This window comes from Leptolyngbya sp. PL-A3, from assembly GCF_039962325.1.
GTDB lineage: Bacteria > Cyanobacteriota > Cyanobacteriia > Elainellales > Elainellaceae > Vacuolonema.
Window position 1 is genome coordinate 66583 of the sequence record NZ_JAMPLB010000028.1, and the last position, 20765, is coordinate 87347.

Genomic DNA, 20765 nt, shown 5'->3' on the forward strand with positions numbered 1-20765 from the left:
AGCCAATAGAGCAGCATCAACCCCACCTAACTCTACCAATAGTGTTGTTGATCCTCTTGACATAACGCTGAGAATGCGGTTTCATAGCATTCTGTCCGCAGGTTTTTCGAGGAGCATCGCTCCCAATTCTCGAGTTGTAGGGCAATTTCTGCAACATTTTGTTACGCGATCGCAGCCTCACCGATCTCTGCTTCATTCAGTGAGTTTAAATATGGGATTTCATCGCTTCATGGAGCAATGATAATTCCGGCTTAGATCAAAAATTTAGTGTCCCTTTCAGTTTCAGATCAAAGAATTTGAAAGAAGCGCTAACTGAAGAAAGTGAGATCACTCAATTGCCATGTGATCACCGCGAATGATCCCCAGTGTTGCCTACTTCGAATTAGGTTCTGCTAGCTTGACCCCGGTGTTATTTGCGATATCCATTTGTCTAATTTCATAGGATTTAGCGGGAGCAATCCATTTTTAAAGATGGCAATCCGCTTTGAAGAAAATCTTCTGGAAATTCATCTGATTTGATCTGATAAACGTATTGCGTTTTGGAATTTGATGTATACTGTGGAGTCAAATCGAACCTATTAAACAGATTCTTCCTTTCGCGTGGGGCAGCCGTAAATCTTAATTCTTTATTAAGTTGCGTTCTTGTCCGTTCAAAATGGGTGTACATATTCACACGATTTAATCGGCTGTTCTCGAAGAATCTGTTAGCCTTTTCCGGAATATCTGGAACCCTCAGTTAACCCTAATCAAGATGGAGCGGAAACTGTGAGCATCTTCACCAAGCTGAGAGACTTCGTAGGCCTCAATGAACCCATGGACTACGAATACGATTACGAAGAGATGGATGGGCAGGAATATCAAAATCTCTATCAAGAAGAGCAGCCCCAGCCCATTCAAGAAGAACAACCTCAACGCCGTCGAGTACGGGAGCGTCCTATGTTTAGTGCAGAATCATCGGCAACCATGGGTAATGTGATTGGCATGCCCGGTGCAATCAATGGCACGGCGGAGGTGGTGGTGATGGAGCCTCGCACCTTTGAAGAAATGCCTCAAGCCATCCGGGCTTTGCGGGAGCGTAAATCTGTTGTGTTAAACCTGACCATCATGGATCCCGACCAGGCTCAGCGTGCGGTGGATTTCGTGGCAGGTGGCACCTACGCTATTGATGGCCATCAAGAGCGGATTGGCGAAAGCATTTTCCTGTTTACCCCGAACTGTGTTTCGGTCAGCACCCAGCAACCCGGCATGGGAGACATGCCTCAGCAGCAACCGATGCGTCCCTCCCGGCCCGTGGCTCCCACTCCTGCCTGGACAGATCAAGCACGGATGGCTTAGGGCTCTTGTAGCATCGCCTAGTTTGGCTCACGCATAACTTCTTGAATTTATGCGAGCTCGACGGTAGATGCGATCGCTCACGCTCCACTGCATCATCTAATAGGGGTTTCTGAGGACGGCTCTGGCAGGCGATTTTACGCCTGCCAGACCTTTCTGGTGAATGGGTAGTGGGATTGGTAATGGGTTATGAGTCATCGGTCGCAAAACCTTGCGATGATTCATAACCCATTGCTGCCCAGTCAAGACTTTATAAGTACGGTGTTCGTAAAACCATGACCAAACAACTTGGCATTATTGGTGGTGGTGTCATGGGAGAGGCGCTACTGTCCCGGCTGCTGTCGCAACAGGTTTATGCTCCTGATGCCGTGTGCGTGGGGGAGCCGGGGGGCGATCGCCGCGACTATCTACAGCAGCAGTATGGGATTCAGGTGACCGCAGATAACCGGGAGGTGGTGGCAACGGCGGATGTACTGTTGCTGGCAGTGAAGCCTCAGGTATTTGCTGCGGTCACAGGCGGTTTGGCGACAGGGAACACCTCACAACTGATTGTTTCCATTTTGGCTGGAACAACACTGAGTCAATTAGAAGCAGCGTTTCCGGGGCAACCCGTTGTGCGGGCTATGCCGAATACGCCTGCGACGGTAGGGGCAGGGATGACGGCGATCGCCCCCGGTACTCATACCCAGGCTCAGCACCTGGAAGTGGCCCAACAATTATTTGCTGCCGTCGGGGACGTGGTGGAAGTACCCGAGTATCTTCTAGATGCGGTGACAGGTCTGTCTGGATCAGGGCCGGGATTTGTGGCTTTAGTGGTTGAGGCCCTGGCGGATGGAGGCGTAGCAGCAGGATTGCCGAGGGCGATCGCTCAGCGGTTAGCTCTGCAGACCGTTCGTGGCACTGCTGAGTTGTTGCAATCCAGCGGTCTACATCCTGCCGAGTTGAAAGATCGCGTGACCAGTCCCGGAGGCACGACCATTGCAGGTATCGCCGCCCTGGAACAGGCAGGACTGCGGCATGCTTTGATCGAGGCTGTACGAACGGCATGTCGGCGATCAAAAGAATTGGGGCAATGATCTTATACAGCGTTTTGCGCTTGAATCAGCCACAGTTGTTTTTGTGAGAGCTGCGTGGAGTGTAGCTCTCACAAAAACAACCAGATTTTAAGCGCTTGAAAAGCGCTGTAGATATTTTCAAGGTTCATTTTTAGAAGGCAGTACGCCCAAAAATTAACCTTGAAAATACTAAAAATTGGCAATTCTTATTTACTCGAATTTTAATTGTTTAGACAAAAAATTCTGTAGGGCCTGAAATATCTTGCATATTTTGTACAGGATTCCTAGTGAAATGCAAGGAGAGGATATGGGACGCAGTCCCACATCCCTCCCTCGTACTTCACTCGATCGGAAAGGGTTATATTTGGTTTTTACGGCTGCTCAATTAATGTTGATGCAACTTACTGCATATGGATATCACTCAGCTTGTGGTTCAGGTCGTTGTTGCCATTGTTTGTGCAGGGGTTGCTAACATTCTGGTGCCTCGGCGCATACCCGGAAAATTATTCGGGCTTGTCATGATTGGCTTACTAGGAGTTTGGGTAGGGCAATGGGGGTTTGCCCTCATGCGTCAGCGACTTGGGATTGCATTCCCATTCCTTACCTGGGACATTGAAGGAGTGCTGATTATTCCTGCCATTATTGGGTCTGCTATTGTGTTGTATCTGGTAACACTATTTTTGAAGATGGGCCATTTTGAGTAGATTTTAGCGATAGATACAGGGGTTCCTAAAGCGCTTGAAGCCCTTTCATTAACCCTCGGCAGGCTCCTGTTAGAAAATCCAGGTCAAGGGTATCGATGCGATCGCTTGCTTTGTGATAGTGGGGATTGCGCAAAAACGCCGTGTCTGTCACCATTACTGCTCGATAACCCTGATCCCAAAAGGGGGCATGATCGCTGAGGCGAGTGCTGCGAATTTGTAGACCGCGATCGCCTGCTGGAAGCCATTCGCAAGGTACGGGTCCCGATCGTCGGAGCGTTCGGCTAAGCCGCATCAAATCAGGAATAGTTTTCCAGTTACCGACTAGAGCAATGAAATTGCCGCGATTGGGATAGAAATATTGCAATCCCGGGGGATAGGTCTGAGAGTTGGGAGTCTGGGTACAGTAGCCCAACATTTCCAGGGATAACATGAGCCTCAAGGACTGGCCCTGCTGCCGTATCATCTGCGCATAAGCTGCACTGCCCAGTAGTCCGTATTCTTCCAGGTCAAAAGCGACGAAGCGGAGGGGCGATCGCGCCGGAAACGCTGCAAAGAAGCGGGCCAGTTCCAACAGTGCTACCGCTCCTGTCCCGTTATCATCCGCTCCTGGGCAGTTGGGCACCGCATCATAGTGTGCCCCAATCAAAATGGGCGGACGTGTGGCAGCCTCAGGTTTTGATGCCGATAAATTGAGCACCAAATTTTGATGCTCTTGCCCATGGTGCTGAAAGGAATGGGTTTCCACCGTACCCCATTGGGCCAATTGCTCACGCATGTACTCCCGCACATAAAGATGACCCGTTGCAGAAAAATAGGGGTCGCGATCGCGCACAATTTCCTTTAAATGGCTTAGAAGGTTATCCTTCAAGCCTTGAGGGTCGGGCAGGTTTACGTTTTCGCCGAAATTTGGACTATTGGAGGGGCTGAGATCAGACATGGATACCCTTACAACAATTGCAAACTGGTTAGCCGGGGAGTTTGATAACGGGGAGCAGGCGATCGCTGATCCAACCTGGTTTGTGCATCTGAAACTGTGGCACCGACCCCTTCCCTTTACCGTAGATGGTTGTCTAGCCCTCTTTGCTGAGCAGGCCAATGTGATCTACGTTGATCAGCCTTACCGACAGCGGGTGCTCATTCTCCGGCCCGAACCCGACTCTCCCATTGGGCAGGTGGAATATCGAGCGTTGCGCCACCCAGAGCAATGGCGTGGAGCCGGAGCCGATGCCACACGCTTGCAGGCCCTCCAGCCAGAGGATCTGCTTCCACTTCCCGGCTGTATTCTTACCCTAACCCAACACGATCAGGGGTTCAGTGCCCATCCTCCTGCTGAGGCCCGCTGCTATTTCCAATATGACGGCAAAACCCGTCAAGTGATTTTGGGCTTTGAGGTGTATGGCGATCGCTTCCTCAGCTTCGATCGCGGGGTTGATCCAGAAACAGGGCAAGGCCTTTGGGGCGCTTTGATGGGGCCGTACCAGTTCGTTAAACGAGCGTGAGGGCAACGGGCTATTAATCCCTCTTCCCCACTAAACCAGTGCCCGTTTCTCAACCACCAGAGTCAATCCTTGCCAGGAACCTTGAGCATCGTAAGAGCGAATTAACCGATAGCGTAAATTCGGGGAAGGTAGCCAGCCCACTTCCAGGAGAAAGGGTTTGTTCCGGGGGATGGTGGAGGGGAAGGTACAGGATGCCCCGTCTGGCAGAAGTAACGTTTGGTTGATGTAGCCTCGGGGTGTTTGCCCAGTAGCGTCGTCAAATTTAAGGGTATTCCCCTCAATACGCGCTGAAGATTTCAGGTCAAAACCCTGAGTTGTGAGGTGTTGGTAGAGACGGTCGTCCTCCTTTTTCAGGATGAGTTGAGTCTGTACGGGTGTGTCCTCGAACCAATCGGGAGATAGTTTTTGGGCAGTTCCTTTCCAGGTGCCCAATAAGGATTCCACAGTGAGGGGAGGATTCTCTTGAGTTGAGGAGCTTGCTCGAAACTCTCGAATCAACGTGAGCTGGGTCAGAGCGTGCCCATCTGTCTGAGGATGGAATTGTAAAACGGCACGCAGGCGGCGATCGCCCAAAATAAATCCAAATTCTGCGCCAAATTCTGCGAAGGGGCTGAACTGTAAAGAACCCTGAGAGAACGCTCCTGTCTTAAAAAAAAGAATGCCGCGATTTAGACTGCGGTACTCCAGAACAGTCGATCGCTCCGGCAAACCATCCGTAGATAGAAACGTGACGGTTTGCTGAACAGCAGACTGGTCCTCTCCAGCGCTTAGCGTTACGCAGGAGGGCTTGTTATTTAGAACGCTACCGGTAGCAGATAAGGATGTGAATGAGCCCTGCCACTCCCCTAGATGAAGCAGGAGACGATCCCATTGGGATAGTACGTCGGCTCTGGGATCGGCCATAGAGAATATTCAGTCCAAAAGAAGATGAAATCGTTTCAATTCCCAACGAAAGTATAAGGCGTGTTGTGAACCTTAACCGTTGAGAACGGTTAAGGTCCTTCACCAGAGAATTAATCTACCCTGGCTTGCACGATTTTATCGGCATGTTATTTCGGTCCCCGCTGTACTACGGGTATCCAATTTGTCGTGCAATTTCAGGGGCATCTACCCTGATGGCCTTGACCTTCAGTCCTGCTGTTCATGAAACTCTTTGGAATTGCTTGGTTAATCTACCTTTCTAGCATTTATTTTCCCCATCTCTCCTTTGTTCAAGCCACACCTCTAAAATCAGCTGGGTTCTCTACGACAGGGGTTCCTTTCAAGGCAGCAGAGCCGAATGCCCGCTCCCTTGCAACACCCTATGCCTATTCCTTGTCATTCTCGACCCCAGGATGCGGCTGGATGCCCGATCCAGCGTGTCTTTCACGGTCAGCTTCTCAATCTTTCGAGGAATCTGCTGGTCTACTGCCCCTTGCTTCCAGTCTGCTTCCGGAACGGTCAGCAGCGGCTCCACCAGAAGTAGCAATCCCATCACTGAATAACCCCCTCCGTCAGCTATACGGTCGCCTAACACCGTGGGTTAGAGGCGATCGCCCAGCCAGCGTGATGAATGAACAGGTACGTTTGATTCTGGCAGATCAAAGCAGCGCTGAAACCCGCTCACTTCCCTCTGCTCCCCTGTTCCACGTATGCGAGGCCAAGGGAACTGAGCAGACCCTGGCAGAATCTTTCAAGGTGCAGGCTCCCTATCAAATTTGGATTCAGAACCACTTGGTGATGGCCCTGTCCGAACAGACTGCCGCAGAAGCGATGGTGCAGCGGTTGCGCCTGTTGATTGAAACCCCTGGCTTTGACGCCAACGGCCTGGTGCCGCAATGGGTGGGAGACGACCCCGCTATTACTGCAGGAAATCAAGTGTTATTGAAGATTGACCCGCTCATGGAGCGAGCCTTTCATCACAATGCCGACCTGATCGCGATTGACTGGACAAATAATTTGCGGCGTGCCCTTGGGGCTGAACCCCTTTCCCTGGTGGATGCCCAGGCCCAAATGTATGGCCTGGTGGAAAGTCGTCAGGGCTTACAAGGAACTGCATCCTGGTATGGCCCTTACTTTCATAAGCGCTTGACAGCTAACGGGGAACGGTTTAACCAGTACGCTCTGACTGTCGCCCACAAAACCCTACAGTTCAATACCTTTTTGAAGGTAACGAACCGCAAGAATGGACAATCTGTCATTGTTCGTGTGAATGACCGTGGACCTTACGTGGGAGAGCGTTCCCTCGATCTTTCCTACCAGGCGGCTCGCTGTATTAACAGTGATGAGGTAGGCGTTGTCTCCTACGAGGCCATGATTCTAGCTCCAGGCATTCCCGATGCTGTGCAACTGGCTCGCCCTGCTAAACCGAATGTGGAATTTCCACGGCAAATTGCAGGTAATCCAATGAGTTTTGATCGCCCTCCAATTGATTAGTTCTGAAGAAACCTACCTGCTGCGGAGTGCATCCCACTTTTGTAAATTTGGGAAACCCACTGCTGCTTTCATCGGTGTTTGTTGCAGGAAGTGTTCTGAAAAGCTAAGCCAAATTTGTGGGTAGGTCGGTTATCCGATCCCCTTTCGGGTGCTGGAATTTTAGCAATCCCCTCTGGAGAGTGCTAAATTCTGGAAGGAGAACTCAGCGATTGGGAATGGCCAAGATTATTGTTTTTAAGGATGACTCGCGTCAGGCCCTCGAACGGGGGGTCAATGCGATCGCCAATGCCGTACGGATTACCCTGGGTCCTCGGGGCCGCAATGTCGTATTAGAAAAGAAATACGGCATACCTGAAATCGTCAATGACGGGGTTAGCATTGCTAAGGAAATTGAACTGGAAGATCCTCTAGAAAATGCTGGCGCGCAACTGATTCGCGAAGTCGCATCCAAAACGAAAGACCTGGCAGGGGATGGCACCACCACTGCAACGGTGTTGGCCCAGGCCATGATCCACGAAGGTTTGCAAAACGTGACAGCAGGTTCTAACCCTGTTAGCCTTCGTCGAGGTATCGAGAAGACCGTGGCGTATTTGGTGAATGAGATTGGGGCAGTTGCCAAGCCTGTATCTGATAACGCCATGATCGGGCAAGTTGCCACTGTCTCTTCTGGTAACGACGCGGAAGTCGGCTCGATGATTGTCGAGGCCATGAACCAGGTGGGTCAGAATGGTGTGATCACCGTAGAAGAGTCCAAGTCCCTCTCAACTTCCATGGATGTTGTGGAAGGAATGAACTTCGACCGGGGCTACATCTCTCCCTACTTCGTGACCGACACCGAGCGGATGATCTGTGAGATGGAGAACGTCGCCATCCTGATCACCGACAAAAAGATCAGCTCTGTCCAAGATCTCGTGCCCTTGTTGGAGCAAGTTGCCCGGGCCGGACAACCTCTTCTCATTATTGCCGATGACATTGAAGGGGAAGCTCTCGCTGCCCTGGTCGTCAACCGTCTACGGGGTGTGCTGAATGTGGTGGCCGTGAAAGCTCCCAGCTTTGCCCTGCGCCGCAAGGAAGTGCTGCAAGATATCGCCATCGTGACGGGTGGCCAGGTAGTTACGGAGGAGGTTGGCCTCACCCTGGATCAACTGGAGCCCGATATGCTCGGCCGGGCTGACAAAATTACTGTGACGAAAGACACCACAATCATCGTGTCAGAATCTCCTGATAAGAGCGCTGTGGAAGCTCGGGTTGCCCAACTGCGTCAGCAACTGGCTGAAACCGATTCTGACTACGACAGCGAAAAGCTGCAAGAACGGATTGCTAAGCTGATTGGTGGCGTAGCTGTGATCAAAGTCGGTGCAGCTACTGAAACCGAACTGAAGGATCGCAAACTGCGCATTGAGGATGCTCTCAACGCGACCCGTGCAGCGGTAGAAGAAGGTATTGTTCCCGGTGGTGGTACGACCCTGTTGCACCTGGCTCAGAAGCTAGACGGCTTCGTTGCAGGGTTAGATAGCGACGAGCAGATTGGTGCCCGCATTGTGGCTCGGGCGCTGGAAGCTCCCCTGCGTCAGATTGCCGATAACGCCGGAGCCCCTGGCACCGTCGTTGTTGAGAAGGTGCGCGATTTGGATTTCAATGTCGGCTATAACGCCCTCACTGGCCAGTATGAAGACCTGGTGCAGGCAGGCATTATCGACCCGGCTAAAGTCGTGCGATCGGCTCTGCAAGATGCAGCTTCTGTTGCCGCTATGGTACTGACCACCGAAGTGCTGGTGGTCGAGAAGCCTGAACCCCAACCCCCTGCTGGCGCTGGCGGCGACATGGGTGGTATGGGCGGTATGGGTGGCATGGGTGGCATGGGTGGCATGGGCGGTATGGGTATGCCTGGCATGGGCGGCATGGGCATGATGTAAGCCTGCCCTACACACTCTTTACCCATAGCCACTTTAAAGGGATGGGGCGACGCATTGCATTGCCCCGACCTTTTTGAATCTACAGCTCCAATTAAAAAGAGAGTGCCGGGATAAAAACCAGCGCTCTCTTTTTAATTAGATTAATTAGAGCTGCTACGGGTGCATCCCACTTTTGCAAATTTGGAAACCCACTTTTGTAAGTGAAGCGGGCTTCGCCCGCTTCACTTACAAAAGTGGGATGCACCCGCTGCTACAAGGTACAAAAGCGATGGGGAAGGTCACTATTTTGTCTCAGCCCAGAAGGGCACGTAGCACCAGGCTTTACGCAACTCATCATCCCACCGCTGGTACTCGGGGTCTTTTTCTTCCACCAGTGACCAGAATTTGTGGGAGTGGTTCATGTGGATGGTGTGGCACAGCTCATGGATGAATACGTAGCGCACCAGAGCAGGCGGCAAAAACAACAATTTGGCATTGAGGCTGATGCTTTGGTGACTGGAGCAACTGGCCCATCGGGTTTTTTGATGACGGATGGATGCCCGTTGGTAGGGCAAATCAACCTCGTGGCTTACTTGGCGCAGCCAGGGCACCAGGTGATAGCGGGCCTTATGCTCCAACCACTTACGGAGCACGCCCTGACACGCGGCTAGATTATCCGTTGGCCCTACCACCTGAAGTTCGTGCTGAACCGTTGGGTTAAGAACCAGGCGTGAGCTGTTCTGCGAGCGATAGGAAACCGTCCAGATTTCGGGGAGCGATCGCAACTCAATCTGCTGGGGCATGAGATCGCTGGCATTGGGGGCGATCGCTTCGCGCTCTTGTTCCAGGCGGTGCAGCGTGCGGGCAATCCACTCCTGCCGTTTTTCAACCAGGGTTGGCACCCGGTTTAAGTCGTAGCCAGGGGGCACAACGACTTCCACTCCAGTGCGGTGGGAGACCCGGATGCTGACATGCTTGGCCCGTTGGCTGACGCGCACCCGATAATCTGCATTCGAAACTGCTGTGTGATCCCGTTTGACCATATTCCTAACCGTAACCTCTAACCCCTATAGTCTGTTTGTACTAATAACATGCTAAGACGTGGATATTTTTTGGAAGACGGTGCAAAGCCATCAAGGGTTGAATTGCCCCCAGAATTCCAACAGAATAGCGCGGTGAGGAGCCGCCAGGGAGCGTACCTCTTGCACCTTTGCACTATAACAAGCACCACGTTGCACATCAGTAATGCTGACCAGACTCATGTCCATGCCCTCCTGTAAGGTGAGGGCCGAGAGGGGAACGGTCAGTGGTGCTGCGAAGACATGACGAACGACCTTATCCGTCGGGTAGGACTGAAACAGCTTTAAGTCAGGGGGTGTATAGCCGATTTCCTCCAGCAACTCTCGCCGGACGGCTTCCTCGGGCTTCTCATCAGGCTCTAGATGCCCTCCAAAGAAGGCCCACTGCCCTGGATGGACGAGTGTTGGAATGTCGTCGCGTAGCTGCAGAAGGAAGTGGTCGTTCTGCTGGAGGATGGCGATCGCAACATGAGTCAAAGCCATGGAAGCATCGAAGTCCGTAACAAGGGAAATTTCTTTAAGGGTAACCAAACAGTCCAGCTACTGGGGGCTTTACCATCTAAACAAGAGCCAAGGTCTACTTTCCCGGCTGCTTCTTTTGGGCATCCAGGTATATTTCGCCCTGCTCCTTCCCTTCGAACCCAAGGGTCTCGAATCGAACATTGCCTCTGATTTTGACAGGTTCCCCCGGCTTTAGCTCCGTATCGGAGGATACGACCCAAAGCTTTCCTGTGGCATCCTGCACCTGATAGACCTGGGCTCCAATCAGGGGAACGCGATCGCTGACTTGCCCCTCCACGGTCACCTGGCGATCCCGCAACAGCCCTACCGTTTGAACATCCCGGATGGGAATAGGCCATCTCAACTGGCCCCAGAGTAGAAATCGTAGGGGGGAAAGGGCCAGAACCAGGGCCAGGGTTGTGATTCCCAGGAGGATCAGGAGCGATCGGCTTTGCTGCTTCAATGGGGATCGTCGCTGTCCTTTTGTCATAAAGCTCCGCTCACAAAACCACTTGAACCAACTCTTACAGTCTAGAAGCAACGTTTTGAGGGAACGTCTGAAAGTTTGTGCCCTACGGGCAGGGGCTCTCCGCTTTGAAGCCCAAAAACCGATCGCCTTTGGCGATCGGTTTTTGCAGCAATTCTCATTTTGAAATCAGGCCCGAAAACCGCGCGCCAAAGGCGCACGGTTTTCGGGCATCAAAGCCAAGAGTTCACGCCTGTAGGGCGTGAACTCTTGGCTTTGATGCCCATACTGAGAATTGCTGCGGTTTTTGGGCTGAGTGCTAAAAAGGGAATTGCTGCCTATATCCTGGTAGGTTGGAGCAATGGAAGGAGACGTGCATGGCAGAGATTTTGAACGGCAAAGCTCTTGCCCAAAAAATGCAAGCAGAGCTGGCCCAAGAGGTGCAAGCTCTGACCGAGCAGGGGCATCGGTCCCCAGGGTTAGCGGTATTGATGGTAGGTGATAATCCTGCCAGTGCAGCCTATGTGCGTAACAAAGAGCGAGCTTGCGAAAAAGTGGGGATCGCATCATTGGGTAAACATTTCCCAACGGAGGCGAGCCAGGAAGAGCTAGCCGACATGATCACCAAGCTAAACCAGGATGATCGCGTGGATGGCATCCTGGTACAGCTGCCGCTACCCGATCACCTGGATTCTGTTGCACTGCTCAATCAAATCGATCCCGACAAGGATGCTGATGGCCTACACCCAGTGAATTTGGGACGGCTGGTGCGGGGAGAGGTGGGTCTCCGGAGCTGTACACCCGCTGGAGTCATGCGCTTGCTGGCTGAGCACAACATTCCAATCCAAGGGAAAAAAGCAGTGGTGATTGGCCGCAGCATTCTGGTAGGTAAACCTCTGACCCTGATGCTACTGGAGGAAAATGCCACCGTCACCGTTGCCCACTCCCGTACTGCCGACCTGGCAGCGGTGGCTCGTGAGGCGGATATTCTGGTTGCTGCTATTGGCCGGGCCGAGATGATTACCCCAGACATGGTGAAGCCTGGTGCAGTGGTAGTGGATGTTGGTATCAACCGGGTTGAAGATGCTCAGGGAAGCCGCCTGGTAGGGGATGTCGCCACAAGTGCCGTAAATCCAGTAGCTTCCTGGATTACTCCAGTTCCGGGTGGCATCGGTCCCATGACAGTGACGATGCTGCTTTACAACACGGTGTGGAGCTATAAACGGCGGTTAGGCTTGCATTAGACCTGCACTCTACTAGGTTCCTTGTTGCGGCAAAAGGAGAGCCTTAGGCCCTCCTTTTGCCAATACATCACCAATAGGCTGCTAATATCCTTTTTCCAAAAATCCGACTACCGATGGGAGTGGGCTGGGTTGAGCATGGCACTCTCCCATCTATATAGCGATGTGCAAGTGCGTTAAGTACAACAACGGTGGTGTGGGGCACTTCGTGCCCCACACCACCGTACTTAATCAACGTGCACAGCGCTATAGTCCGATTTTTGGGATTTGGTATAAGTGTCACAACTTGCATATTTCTCCACCGAAACGGTCCCTTTCCGCGATAGAGTTTGATTCGGTGGGACAGTTTGCCACGGCAGTAACAGGAAGACAATGACGAGTTCGCAGCACGATACGGTAATAGAACGGACGTTTGACCTTTCGGCCTATCTGGCCGCTAAACAAGTCACGGTGGAAGCTGCTCTGGATGCGGCGATCGCCCTCCAATATCCTGAAACCATTTACGAATCCATGCGCTACTCCCTGTTGGCGGGAGGCAAGCGTCTGCGACCCATTCTGTGCATCGCCACCTGCGAGCTGGTGGGCGGCACTGAAGCAATGGCTATGCCCACGGCCTGTTCGCTGGAAATGATCCACACCATGTCGCTGATCCATGATGATCTGCCTGCCATGGATAATGATGATTTCCGCCGGGGCAAACCCACGAACCACAAAGTTTATGGCGAAGACATCGCTATTCTGGCTGGAGATGGTTTGCTGGCTTACGCCTTCGAATACATTGCGGCCCAAACCCAGGGAGTTGCTCCCCAAAATGTTTTGCGAGTGATTGCTCACCTGGGCCGTGCGGTTGGGGCTGCTGGTTTAGTGGGTGGTCAGGTTGTAGACCTGGAATCTGAAGGAAACTCAAACGTTACGGTTGAAACCCTGACCTGGATTCATCGCCATAAAACCGGAGCCCTCTTGGAAGCCTGTGTCGCCTGCGGTGCAATGTTGGGGAATGCCTCGGAGGATGACTTACAGCGTCTATCCCAGTACGCCCAGGACATTGGCTTGGCGTTCCAAATTGTGGACGATATTCTCGATATCACAGCGACACCCGAAGCCCTGGGCAAAACCGCGGGGAAAGACCTCCAGGCCCAGAAAGCTACCTATCCGAGCTTCTGGGGATTAGAAGAATCGCGACGGCAAGCTGATCAGCTAGTTGCCCATGCTAAGGAATTGCTAGAACCCTTTGGGGAGAAGGCCGATCCGTTGCGGGCGATCGCTGACTACATCACCGCGCGCACTCACTAATCAACCACCGGAGAAACCTATGCAGGACTTTGGTAATGTGCTTCACAACTCGGTTTTGATCGTAGCGATCGCGGCTTGCCTGATCGCCCAGGTGCTGAAGCTGGTGGTGGAACTGATTCGACACGGCAAAGTTACATTCCGCACGTTGGTAGAAACAGGCGGTATGCCCAGCGCTCACTCGGCCCTGGTAACATCTCTGGCCGCTGGCGTGGGGCAGACAGTCGGTTGGGAAACCCCTGCCTTTGCTGCTGCCGCGATTTTTGCCGTTATCGTTATGTACGATGCGGCTGGGGTCCGGCAGGCTGCTGGGAAGCAAGCCCGTATTCTGAACCAGATTGTGGATGAGTTTTTCCACGATGCCGAATTTCACGAGGAGCGCTTAAAGGAATTGCTGGGGCATACCCCGGTTCAAGTCATTGCTGGCTGTGCTCTGGGTATTCTGGTGTCCTGCATGGCCGCCCGTGCCTACTGATGAAGCCGCATCGCTATAGCAATGTGTAAGTGCGTTAAGTACAGCAACGGTGGTGTGGGGCACTTCGTGCCCCACACCACCGTACTTAATCAACCCGCACAGCGCTATATATAGAAAAAAAGACACCCGGTGTTTCTGAAAAACACCGGGTGTCTTGCTTTTTTGCCTGATGGCATGGGCGATCTAACTCATAGCTAACATCCGTTGAATGGGTCGCAGAGCGGCCTCACGGGTGTTCTCAGGTAGGGTGATCTCAGGAGTTTTGTGCTTCATGCAAAGGTAGAGCTTCTCCAGGGTGTTCAGCCGCATGTGGGGGCACTCGTTGCAGGCGCATTGCTGGTTCATCGGTGGCGCGGGAATGAACTGCTTCTGCGGCGCGGCTTTTTGCATCTGGTGAATAATACCGGGTTCTGTCGCCACGATGAAGGTTTGGCGATCGCTCTTCTCGGCATAGTTCAGGAGTGCCGTTGTGGAGCCAATGTACTCCGCGTGGCGCAGTACCGCAGGTTCGCATTCGGGGTGAGCGATCACCTCCCCATCTGGGTATTGCATTTGCAACTCTACAATCCGGCGCTCTGAAAAGGTTTCATGCACCATGCAGCTGCCCTCCCACAACACCATATCCCGTCCGGTTTGCTCCATCACATAGCGGCCCAGGTTGCGATCGGGCGCGAAGATAATGGGTTGATTTTCAGGAATCTGCTGCACAATCTTGACTGCATTAGAGCTGGTGCAGATGATGTCGCTCATCGCCTTAATCTCAGCGGTGCAGTTGATGTATGACACCACCAGATGATCGGGATACGCCGCTTTGAATTTGGCAAACGCATCGGGTGGGCAGCTATCTGCTAGAGAGCATCCAGCCTCTAAATCGGGTAGTAATACGAGCTTGTCAGGGTTGAGAATCTTTGCCGTTTCTGCCATAAAGTGAACCCCTGCAAAGACAATCACATCAGCCTTGGTGTTAGCGGCCTGCTGCGATAGCCCAAGGGAATCACCAATGTAGTCAGCAATGTCTTGAATATCGGGATCCTGATAGTAGTGGGCCAGAATGATGGCGTTCAGGTCGCGCTTGAGCTCGGCGATCGCCCCAAACAAATCCTGAGGCAACCTATCAGTCGGAGCAGATTTTTGGTGAGAAAGAACACTGGCAAACACGGGCGTTAGGATTCCTGCAACTAGTAGGGGAAGGTTGCACCCTTAATTATGGTGCTTTTTACCATAAATGCATTATAGTCGATTTCACCAAAATTGGGGAGAGTGTTAGCAAAATCTCCGGCTGACATTTGGGAGTAGGGGATGGGTGTAAGCATTGCTCCTTGGCCTGAATCGCTGCTTACTTCTTGGGTGTGCTGTGGATAGGCGAATGACTGCTTTAAGCGATCGCCCTCCAATCCACACCCCCGACCCCTCTCCCGGGAGAGGGGGCTAGGGGGTGTGGGTCGACCCTCTCCAACCCAAGCACTTGCATATACACGCTAGCTCTCGGGAGAGGAACCGGATGTGTAGATTCGTCTTTGTCGCAGCAGCTAGCCCCTGAGCGTCCTCATCAGCTGATGCACTCAAAATCGCTCTTCAAAAATGACTGAATTTCGCTCCAAATCTGCGCTTCCACGTCGACCAGCGCATGGTCGCTGTCCAACTCGATTAAGGTTGTCCAGGGGCGGTGTGCAGCGTGATCTCGGCTGGCTGTAACAGGAATGGTGTCATCATAAATGCCATGCAGGATCAGGGTGGGTACGGGGCGTTGTAGCTTAGCCTCCTCATACTGGGCGGCATCGGTGACAAAACTATAATGCAGCGGTAGTTGGCGCTCCTGACTGTAGTGGTAGACCGAGAGTAAACCTGTTTCCTGCCAGTGTTGCACCGCGGCTTCTCCAAGGCGGGGCAGCCAGTGTTGAAGAAAGCCAAAGGCGGGAGCTAGCAGAACCAACTTTTGTACCTGGGCGTGGCGATCGCCCAACCATGCCGCTGTTAACCCACCAAAACTCGATCCGATCAAAATGACGGGCTCTGGCTCGGGTGGAAAGAGCATTTCTACCTGAGCAATCTGACGGCTGAGGGTGAGGTGAGAGAAATCTCCAGCATTGAGGTCGGGAGCGTGCAGGGGAATACCAAGGGCCGAGAAGCGATCGCCCAATGCCCTTGCTTTTTTAGATTGAGGGCTGGAAGCAAAACCGTGCAGATAAATGAACGACACCATGAGGTAGGGAGTTCCCGGTATAGTGAGGGATTGGATATTGTACACTCGATCGTTCGCACCCCTGGGCGTTATCCCAGCACTGCGACCTCTCCTCACGCCTATGAATTTGCTGGAGTACCAAGCCAAAGAACTGTTTCGTCAGGTTGGCATCCCTGTGTTGCCGTCCCAACGGATTGATTCATTGCAAGACATTAAAGGGTTACGCGTTCCCTACCCGGTGGTTTTGAAATCGCAGGTCTATGCGGGCGAGCGGGCCAAGGCCGGGGGCATTCGCTTTGTGGAAAATACGATTGATGCGATCGCCGCTGCCCAAATCATCTTTAACTTGCCGATTCAAGACCAATACCCCGATGTACTGTTGGCTGAGGCTCGATACCAGCCCCATCGCGAACTCTACCTGGCAGTGGTACTCGATCAAACCCTGGGTCGTCCGGTTCTGCTCGGTTCTGGGGAAGGTGGGATCAATGTCGAAGCTGTAATGGCGGCGATGCAGCAGGTGGTCGTTGATCAGGAATTTTCGCCCTTTTACGCACGACGCTTGACCTTGTTGATGGGGCTTCAGGGCCAACTCATCCGGGTCGTCAGCGATGTACTGGAGAAGATGTACACCCTATTTGCTCAGAAAGACCTGGATTTGTTGGAGATTAATCCCCTTGGAGTCAGTGTTGAAGGGGAAGTGATGGCTCTAGACGGCAAGGTGACCGTGAATGACGATGCCTTAGCACGCCATCCCGAGCTGAATGCTCTGCAACTGCAACCCCAAAACAGCCGTAACCCCGCTCCTATCGATCTTCCCTGTGGCATGAGCTTGGTGGAGTTAGAAGGCAGCCTGGGAATTGTCTGCAACGGGGCAGGGCTGGCAATGGCTACTCTCGATATGGTATTTCAAGCCAGTGGTCGGCCTGCGTTTGCTCTTAATTTAGGGGGTGAAGCGTCTTTCAGTTGTTCCAGCTTTTCCCTCGGAGAACGGCTAACTCAAGGATTGGCAGCTTTGCCAACCGAGGTCAACGTGAAGGTGCTATTGCTGAACTTACTCAGCGGTACTTCATCCTGCCAGGAGGTAGGGCAGGCGATCGCCACCTACCTGCGCCGTCGCGATCGTCCCCGTTGCCCCCTCGTCGTCCGTCTGGCTGGAGCAGAGTATGATTCTGCCAAAGCGTTACTGGAGGTGCAGGGAGTACCCGTGTTTTCTGATTTGGATGCGGCGATCGCCCATGCTGTTGACCTCACCCGTCCCAAGGCCAGTTAATTTCCCTGTTATTCATCTATGCGCCGACTGTTAGCCAGTAGCAACGTCTTAATTCAAGGCATTACCAATCCCCTGGGGTCGTTATATACCCCTTTGATGGCTGCCTCTGGAACTCACATTATGGCAGGGGTAGACTCCGGGCATAGTGGTACTTCCCTCAGCGGCATCCCCGTGTTTGACATGGTAGATGAGGCGCTGGGTAAGGTCGGGCCTGTCACCACGACGGTTATCTTTTTGCCCCCTTATGAAGTATTAGATGGGGCGTTGGAAGCAATTGCTGCTGGCATCCGCCAAATTATCATCATTACGGAAGGGGTGCCACCGCTGGATATGGTGCGGCTATTACGCAAAGCTCAGCAAACCGAAACCCTGGTGGTTGGCCCCAATAGCCCTGGCATCATTGTTCCGGGTGAAGTGCTCCTGGGAACACACCCGACCGAGTTCTACACACCTGGTTCGGTTGGGATTATTAGCCGCAGTGGAAGTCTGACCTACGAAGTCGCCCTGCAACTAACCCAGGCCGGTCTGGGCCAGTCAATGGTGGTGGGAATTGGGGGCGATCGCGTGACTGGCTCCTCTTTCCAACAATGGCTGCAAATTTTGGAGGAGGACGATCGTACGGAGGCGATCGTTCTCATCGGCAGCATTGGCGGTGATAGTGAAGAAGCCGCTGCTCGGTACATCAGCGAAACCATTGATAAGCCTGTAGTGGCTTACCTGGCAGGCCGTACGGCTCCGGCTGATCAGCCCTTGGGCCATGCCGGAGCTGTGATTGCCGCGCGTCTTAGTGGCTGGGAGGATGCGATCGGCACGGCGGATAGCAAAATTGCTGCCTTTAAAGCGGCTGGGATCCCCCTTGGTAAGCGCCCTTCGGATATCCCTCGACTTATTTCTAATCTCGGCTAAGGAGATTTCCAGTAATGAAATTACCCCCAGAATGTTGGTGCTTTGCCCGCTTCGCGGGCAAAGCACCAACATTCTGGGTAAATTCTTATGCAGAAACCTCCTAAGTTGAATAGACCTCCTGTGTGAATCGCTGCGCGGCGAAGCCGCGCAGCGATTCACACAGGAGGTCTATTCATGCAGAAGGTCTAATGCTCTGGCGATGACCATGGATTGTGCCGCAACCCCCATCATCAAAACCTGTGAGATCCTGAGTTATGAGAATGATGTTTACACTGTTTTACGGAATGGTGCGGCACCAATTTGTAGCCACCTACAGATCTGCTTGTGAAGACGTTCTATGGAATGGAATCACGATGAATCCAGACACAGCGCCACAACGGATGTTGGGTGGGATAGGTACTCGGAAGCCGTTGATGAATACTTAGCAACGGCGTTGCCTTGCCTTGCCCAGGCTTACTCCTATGAAGACTGTCCTGTCATTGTCTTTGAATTGTGGGCCAGCTCTGGCCGCTTAATCGTTTACGACTCTCCCGTTGGTATCTGCCTGCGAGAACGGAAAGAACGGGTTTGCACCCAACTCATCAGCCGGGCCTTGATGGCGTGTCAGGCTGCCATCTGGCAATTACCTGAGAATGCTAGGCAGCAGGCCCAAACACGTTTGGAACAATCAGTTTGGGAGGCAACACGTACCAGCCTCACAGCAGGTAAAGGAAATACCGCCCTAGCCTATTTTCGTTCCTATCCTTTTCCCATTGCCTTACCCAAAGATGAATACGATCGAGCCTTTGAGCTTCTCAGTGGAGAATGGGTTGATGTCCCTTAACCGCCAATACGTGAAGTATGAAGGCTATAGCTACAACTATTTCTAAGAGGAGAAGGCCGGTGCTTCACACCCGCCTTCTCCTCTTAGAAATGGCTATGAGTTTATCGATAAACAAGTTAAATAAAGGGGGGCAATCAGTTGCTTAAATCGAGTTAGATTTAATCGCGCGATCGCCCCCAATTGTGAGGATATTCACAGGGGTTTTCTCAGAGCGCGCTAGCTCTTCTTTTTCTTATCACCACCACCGTGGCTGTTTTCACCGCCCTTGCGGCCAATTCGAGACATGTGCTCACGGTTTTGGCTGACTTTTTCACCACCCTTGCGACCTGCCTCCCGAGCTTCCTCGGAAGTAAACTCGTGGGCAGTTCCTTTTTCGTGAGCAACTTTACCGCCTTTGCTGGCAATTTCCTTTTGCTTCTCAGGGTCCATGGAAGCAAATCCCCGTTGATCAGTACCCATAGGATGTTATCTCCTCTTCACTTACATTCAGTTCAAAAAGCTATACGAATAGCTATTTGTAGGCTTACTTTTAGTTAAATAGATTCCTCACAATCGCATCTCTGTCGAAAGCCAGAACTGAGCAAAGACGAAATGTATAGTTTCCTAGCTTTTTCCTGTGTTAGAAAAATCGTTTCCTCCAATGATTTAAAAGAACATTTTCTCTTCAGATACGAGATAATACGAGTCTTGGGTACACAGCCCCAAAGTTGAACCTCGAATGTACTTTATATCTTGCAACAAGCCCATTCTGGGTTTTGATTCTTGATTCGATTAGATGGGATACTTGTTCCTCTTCGGAGTTGGAACTATAGAATTACCCTGGATACAAAGCTCAATGATTCTGTCATTTCTAAAAACTTATTCTGTTCGTTCAAATTTGCTCTGTTATAAATAGTTATAAAAATCTGATATCTACAAAGAAGGGGGTTACACATGATGTAACTCCCTTCTTTGTAGATATCAGATTTTTAATGAAACGATATTATTGAGGCACCAATTCAGTGTTCAGCTCGTTTACAACGCGACGTCTTAGTTGAACAGATTCAGATCGAGGTAATAGGTCAAAAACAACTCGTAGGGCGTCGTCAATATTTTCGTAGGGCACAACGCCTGTTTCGTCAAAGACGACTTTACCCTCCTGGTCAAAAATGACGGTTTGGGGAACGTACCCCTTGTAGTAATAACCAACCTCATTCTTTTCGTACTTATCCTTCACAGGAATCGCATCAACCGAGATAGGAATGATGTTGAGATTCCGACCGTAAAACGCATCAATCGTACTGACAACGGTAGTAAATTGTTTGCTGTCACTACTGTCATCCATGTAAAACACGACTACTGCCGGAGTGCCCCGACCTAAGGATTGTGCCAGGGTAACGCGAGGCGGTACCAGGTAGCCATTCCCGCCATACAGAGGAAAGATGTTTCCGTCGTAGTGGTCATCCGTCAGGCCGGCGCTAGCGGGGGATGCCAAGCCGAAGATGAGCAGCAGGGCGACTCCCATGGGTACGGCAACGCCGCACACTAGCCTCCGGCCTAGTTCGCGCACCCGCTGTGCGATCGCAGGCCATAGCCCCTCAAACCCTTGCATGACTTTTCTCCCACGTAATGTCCTGTTTCATTGTGTAATAT

General features: G+C 52.1%; 21 protein-coding genes. 12 read left to right on the forward strand and 9 right to left on the reverse strand.

Translation table 11 applies throughout. From position 1 onward, the window contains the following. The first annotated feature begins 813 nt into the window (after positions 1-813). From NDI52_RS20105 to NDI52_RS20115, 3 genes are all read left to right on the forward strand, one after another. A complete protein-coding gene (locus NDI52_RS20105) occupies positions 814-1335 on the forward strand; it encodes a cell division protein SepF (protein ID WP_190770827.1) in 522 nt (173 codons plus the stop codon). 272 nt (positions 1336-1607) lie between these two features. Continuing rightward, a complete protein-coding gene (gene proC / locus NDI52_RS20110) occupies positions 1608-2408 on the forward strand; it encodes a pyrroline-5-carboxylate reductase (RefSeq protein WP_190770806.1) in 801 nt (266 codons plus the stop codon). Positions 2409-2797: 389 nt separating this feature from the next. Further along, the gene (locus NDI52_RS20115; protein WP_190770807.1) at positions 2798-3091 is read left to right on the forward strand and encodes a hypothetical protein; all 294 of its coding nucleotides are present in this window, start codon (positions 2798-2800) and stop codon (positions 3089-3091) included. Between the two features lie 25 nt (positions 3092-3116). Here NDI52_RS20115 and NDI52_RS20120 read toward each other — a convergent pair whose 3' ends face one another. Then, on the reverse strand, positions 3117-4028 hold the full coding sequence (locus NDI52_RS20120) for a M28 family peptidase (RefSeq protein ID WP_190770808.1): 912 nt from the start codon (positions 4026-4028) through the stop codon (positions 3117-3119). Here NDI52_RS20120 and NDI52_RS20125 point away from each other — a divergent pair. Then, positions 4027-4590, forward strand: coding sequence for a chromophore lyase CpcT/CpeT (locus NDI52_RS20125; RefSeq protein ID WP_190770809.1), 564 nt, complete (start codon positions 4027-4029; stop codon positions 4588-4590). The genes NDI52_RS20120 and NDI52_RS20125 overlap by 2 nt on opposite strands. Before the next feature lie 30 nt (positions 4591-4620). Here the strand turns inward: NDI52_RS20125 and NDI52_RS20130 are convergent, their stop codons facing one another. After that, a complete protein-coding gene (locus tag NDI52_RS20130) occupies positions 4621-5493 on the reverse strand; it encodes a DUF3598 family protein (RefSeq protein WP_190770810.1) in 873 nt (290 codons plus the stop codon). 240 nt (positions 5494-5733) lie between these two features. Between NDI52_RS20130 and NDI52_RS20135 the strand changes: the two genes are divergently transcribed. Together NDI52_RS20135 and groL are read left to right on the forward strand one after the other, a co-directional pair. Then, positions 5734-7005 (forward strand): septal ring lytic transglycosylase RlpA family protein, encoded by a 1272-nt coding sequence (locus NDI52_RS20135; protein WP_190770811.1) that lies wholly within the window; start codon positions 5734-5736, stop codon positions 7003-7005. Between the two features lie 215 nt (positions 7006-7220). Next, positions 7221-8921 (forward strand): chaperonin GroEL, encoded by a 1701-nt coding sequence (gene groL / locus NDI52_RS20140; RefSeq protein ID WP_190770812.1) that lies wholly within the window; start codon positions 7221-7223, stop codon positions 8919-8921. A gap of 281 nt (positions 8922-9202) precedes the next feature. On the opposite strand, the gene NDI52_RS20145 is transcribed toward groL, so the two are convergent. The 3 genes from NDI52_RS20145 to NDI52_RS20155 form a co-directional block, all read right to left on the reverse strand. Further along, positions 9203-9943, reverse strand: coding sequence for a SprT family zinc-dependent metalloprotease (locus NDI52_RS20145; protein WP_190770813.1), 741 nt, complete (start codon positions 9941-9943; stop codon positions 9203-9205). A gap of 90 nt (positions 9944-10033) precedes the next feature. Beyond that, positions 10034-10462 carry an NUDIX hydrolase gene (locus tag NDI52_RS20150; protein ID WP_190770828.1) on the reverse strand — a complete coding sequence of 143 codons (429 nt, stop codon included), beginning with the start codon at positions 10460-10462 and terminating at the stop codon, positions 10034-10036. 94 nt (positions 10463-10556) lie between these two features. Next, positions 10557-10970: a hypothetical protein gene (locus tag NDI52_RS20155; RefSeq protein ID WP_190770814.1), complete on the reverse strand. Its 414-nt coding sequence runs from the start codon at positions 10968-10970 to the stop codon at positions 10557-10559. A gap of 353 nt (positions 10971-11323) precedes the next feature. Here NDI52_RS20155 and folD point away from each other — a divergent pair, with 353 nt between their 5' ends. The 3 genes from folD to NDI52_RS20170 all read left to right on the forward strand — a co-directional run bounded on the left by folD (position 11324) and on the right by NDI52_RS20170 (position 13952). After that, complete coding sequence (folD, locus tag NDI52_RS20160; RefSeq protein WP_190770815.1) at positions 11324-12190, forward strand: bifunctional methylenetetrahydrofolate dehydrogenase/methenyltetrahydrofolate cyclohydrolase FolD; 867 nt, start codon at positions 11324-11326, stop codon at positions 12188-12190. Positions 12191-12559: 369 nt separating this feature from the next. Next, positions 12560-13480 carry a geranylgeranyl diphosphate synthase CrtE gene (gene crtE, locus NDI52_RS20165; protein ID WP_190770816.1) on the forward strand — a complete coding sequence of 307 codons (921 nt, stop codon included), beginning with the start codon at positions 12560-12562 and terminating at the stop codon, positions 13478-13480. Positions 13481-13499: 19 nt separating this feature from the next. Next, complete coding sequence (locus NDI52_RS20170) at positions 13500-13952, forward strand: divergent PAP2 family protein (protein WP_190770817.1); 453 nt, start codon at positions 13500-13502, stop codon at positions 13950-13952. A gap of 183 nt (positions 13953-14135) precedes the next feature. On the opposite strand, the gene nadA is transcribed toward NDI52_RS20170, so the two are convergent. Together nadA and NDI52_RS20180 are read right to left on the reverse strand one after the other, a co-directional pair. Next, on the reverse strand, positions 14136-15110 hold the full coding sequence (gene nadA, locus NDI52_RS20175; protein ID WP_190770818.1) for a quinolinate synthase NadA: 975 nt from the start codon (positions 15108-15110) through the stop codon (positions 14136-14138). Positions 15111-15501: 391 nt separating this feature from the next. Further along, the gene (locus NDI52_RS20180) at positions 15502-16155 is read right to left on the reverse strand and encodes a YqiA/YcfP family alpha/beta fold hydrolase (RefSeq protein ID WP_190770819.1); all 654 of its coding nucleotides are present in this window, start codon (positions 16153-16155) and stop codon (positions 15502-15504) included. 100 nt (positions 16156-16255) lie between these two features. On the opposite strand from NDI52_RS20180, the gene NDI52_RS20185 reads away from it, so the two are divergent. The 3 genes from NDI52_RS20185 (at position 16256) to NDI52_RS20195 (ending at position 19133) form a co-directional block, all read left to right on the forward strand. Beyond that, positions 16256-17404 carry an ATP-grasp domain-containing protein gene (locus NDI52_RS20185; protein WP_190770820.1) on the forward strand — a complete coding sequence of 383 codons (1149 nt, stop codon included), beginning with the start codon at positions 16256-16258 and terminating at the stop codon, positions 17402-17404. Between the two features lie 18 nt (positions 17405-17422). Next, on the forward strand, positions 17423-18310 hold the full coding sequence (locus tag NDI52_RS20190; RefSeq protein WP_190770821.1) for a CoA-binding protein: 888 nt from the start codon (positions 17423-17425) through the stop codon (positions 18308-18310). A gap of 337 nt (positions 18311-18647) precedes the next feature. Next, positions 18648-19133: a hypothetical protein gene (locus tag NDI52_RS20195; protein ID WP_190775235.1), complete on the forward strand. Its 486-nt coding sequence runs from the start codon at positions 18648-18650 to the stop codon at positions 19131-19133. A gap of 216 nt (positions 19134-19349) precedes the next feature. Here the strand turns inward: NDI52_RS20195 and NDI52_RS20200 are convergent, their stop codons facing one another. Next, positions 19350-19592 (reverse strand): KGG domain-containing protein, encoded by a 243-nt coding sequence (locus tag NDI52_RS20200; protein WP_190775234.1) that lies wholly within the window; start codon positions 19590-19592, stop codon positions 19350-19352. Between the two features lie 523 nt (positions 19593-20115). Beyond that, on the reverse strand, positions 20116-20637 hold the full coding sequence (locus NDI52_RS20205) for a thylakoid membrane photosystem I accumulation factor (RefSeq protein WP_199307747.1): 522 nt from the start codon (positions 20635-20637) through the stop codon (positions 20116-20118). Positions 20638-20765: the final 128 nt, after the last annotated feature.

What these genes read in the sequence shown, in the direction of transcription:
- NDI52_RS20155 (WP_190770814.1), bottom strand. Translation starts at nt 10,970, where the DNA reads ATGACAAAAGGACAGCGACGATCCCCATTGAAGCAGCAAAGCCGATCG.
- NDI52_RS20115 (WP_190770807.1), top strand. Translation starts at nt 2,798, where the DNA reads ATGGATATCACTCAGCTTGTGGTTCAGGTCGTTGTTGCCATTGTTTGT.
- NDI52_RS20205 (WP_199307747.1), bottom strand. Translation starts at nt 20,637, where the DNA reads ATGGGAGTCGCCCTGCTGCTCATCTTCGGCTTGGCATCCCCCGCTAGC.
- proC (WP_190770806.1), top strand. Translation starts at nt 1,608, where the DNA reads ATGACCAAACAACTTGGCATTATTGGTGGTGGTGTCATGGGAGAGGCG.
- NDI52_RS20200 (WP_190775234.1), bottom strand. Translation starts at nt 19,592, where the DNA reads ATGGGTACTGATCAACGGGGATTTGCTTCCATGGACCCTGAGAAGCAA.
- NDI52_RS20150 (WP_190770828.1), bottom strand. Translation starts at nt 10,462, where the DNA reads ATGGCTTTGACTCATGTTGCGATCGCCATCCTCCAGCAGAACGACCAC.
- NDI52_RS20180 (WP_190770819.1), bottom strand. Translation starts at nt 16,155, where the DNA reads ATGGTGTCGTTCATTTATCTGCACGGTTTTGCTTCCAGCCCTCAATCT.
- NDI52_RS20170 (WP_190770817.1), top strand. Translation starts at nt 13,500, where the DNA reads ATGCAGGACTTTGGTAATGTGCTTCACAACTCGGTTTTGATCGTAGCG.
- folD (WP_190770815.1), top strand. Translation starts at nt 11,324, where the DNA reads ATGGCAGAGATTTTGAACGGCAAAGCTCTTGCCCAAAAAATGCAAGCA.
- NDI52_RS20190 (WP_190770821.1), top strand. Translation starts at nt 17,423, where the DNA reads ATGCGCCGACTGTTAGCCAGTAGCAACGTCTTAATTCAAGGCATTACC.
- NDI52_RS20120 (WP_190770808.1), bottom strand. Translation starts at nt 4,028, where the DNA reads ATGTCTGATCTCAGCCCCTCCAATAGTCCAAATTTCGGCGAAAACGTA.
- NDI52_RS20145 (WP_190770813.1), bottom strand. Translation starts at nt 9,943, where the DNA reads ATGGTCAAACGGGATCACACAGCAGTTTCGAATGCAGATTATCGGGTG.
- NDI52_RS20125 (WP_190770809.1), top strand. Translation starts at nt 4,027, where the DNA reads ATGGATACCCTTACAACAATTGCAAACTGGTTAGCCGGGGAGTTTGAT.
- crtE (WP_190770816.1), top strand. Translation starts at nt 12,560, where the DNA reads ATGACGAGTTCGCAGCACGATACGGTAATAGAACGGACGTTTGACCTT.
- NDI52_RS20185 (WP_190770820.1), top strand. Translation starts at nt 16,256, where the DNA reads ATGAATTTGCTGGAGTACCAAGCCAAAGAACTGTTTCGTCAGGTTGGC.
- NDI52_RS20135 (WP_190770811.1), top strand. Translation starts at nt 5,734, where the DNA reads ATGAAACTCTTTGGAATTGCTTGGTTAATCTACCTTTCTAGCATTTAT.
- NDI52_RS20195 (WP_190775235.1), top strand. Translation starts at nt 18,648, where the DNA reads ATGGAATGGAATCACGATGAATCCAGACACAGCGCCACAACGGATGTT.
- NDI52_RS20130 (WP_190770810.1), bottom strand. Translation starts at nt 5,493, where the DNA reads ATGGCCGATCCCAGAGCCGACGTACTATCCCAATGGGATCGTCTCCTG.
- groL (WP_190770812.1), top strand. Translation starts at nt 7,221, where the DNA reads ATGGCCAAGATTATTGTTTTTAAGGATGACTCGCGTCAGGCCCTCGAA.
- NDI52_RS20105 (WP_190770827.1), top strand. Translation starts at nt 814, where the DNA reads ATGGACTACGAATACGATTACGAAGAGATGGATGGGCAGGAATATCAA.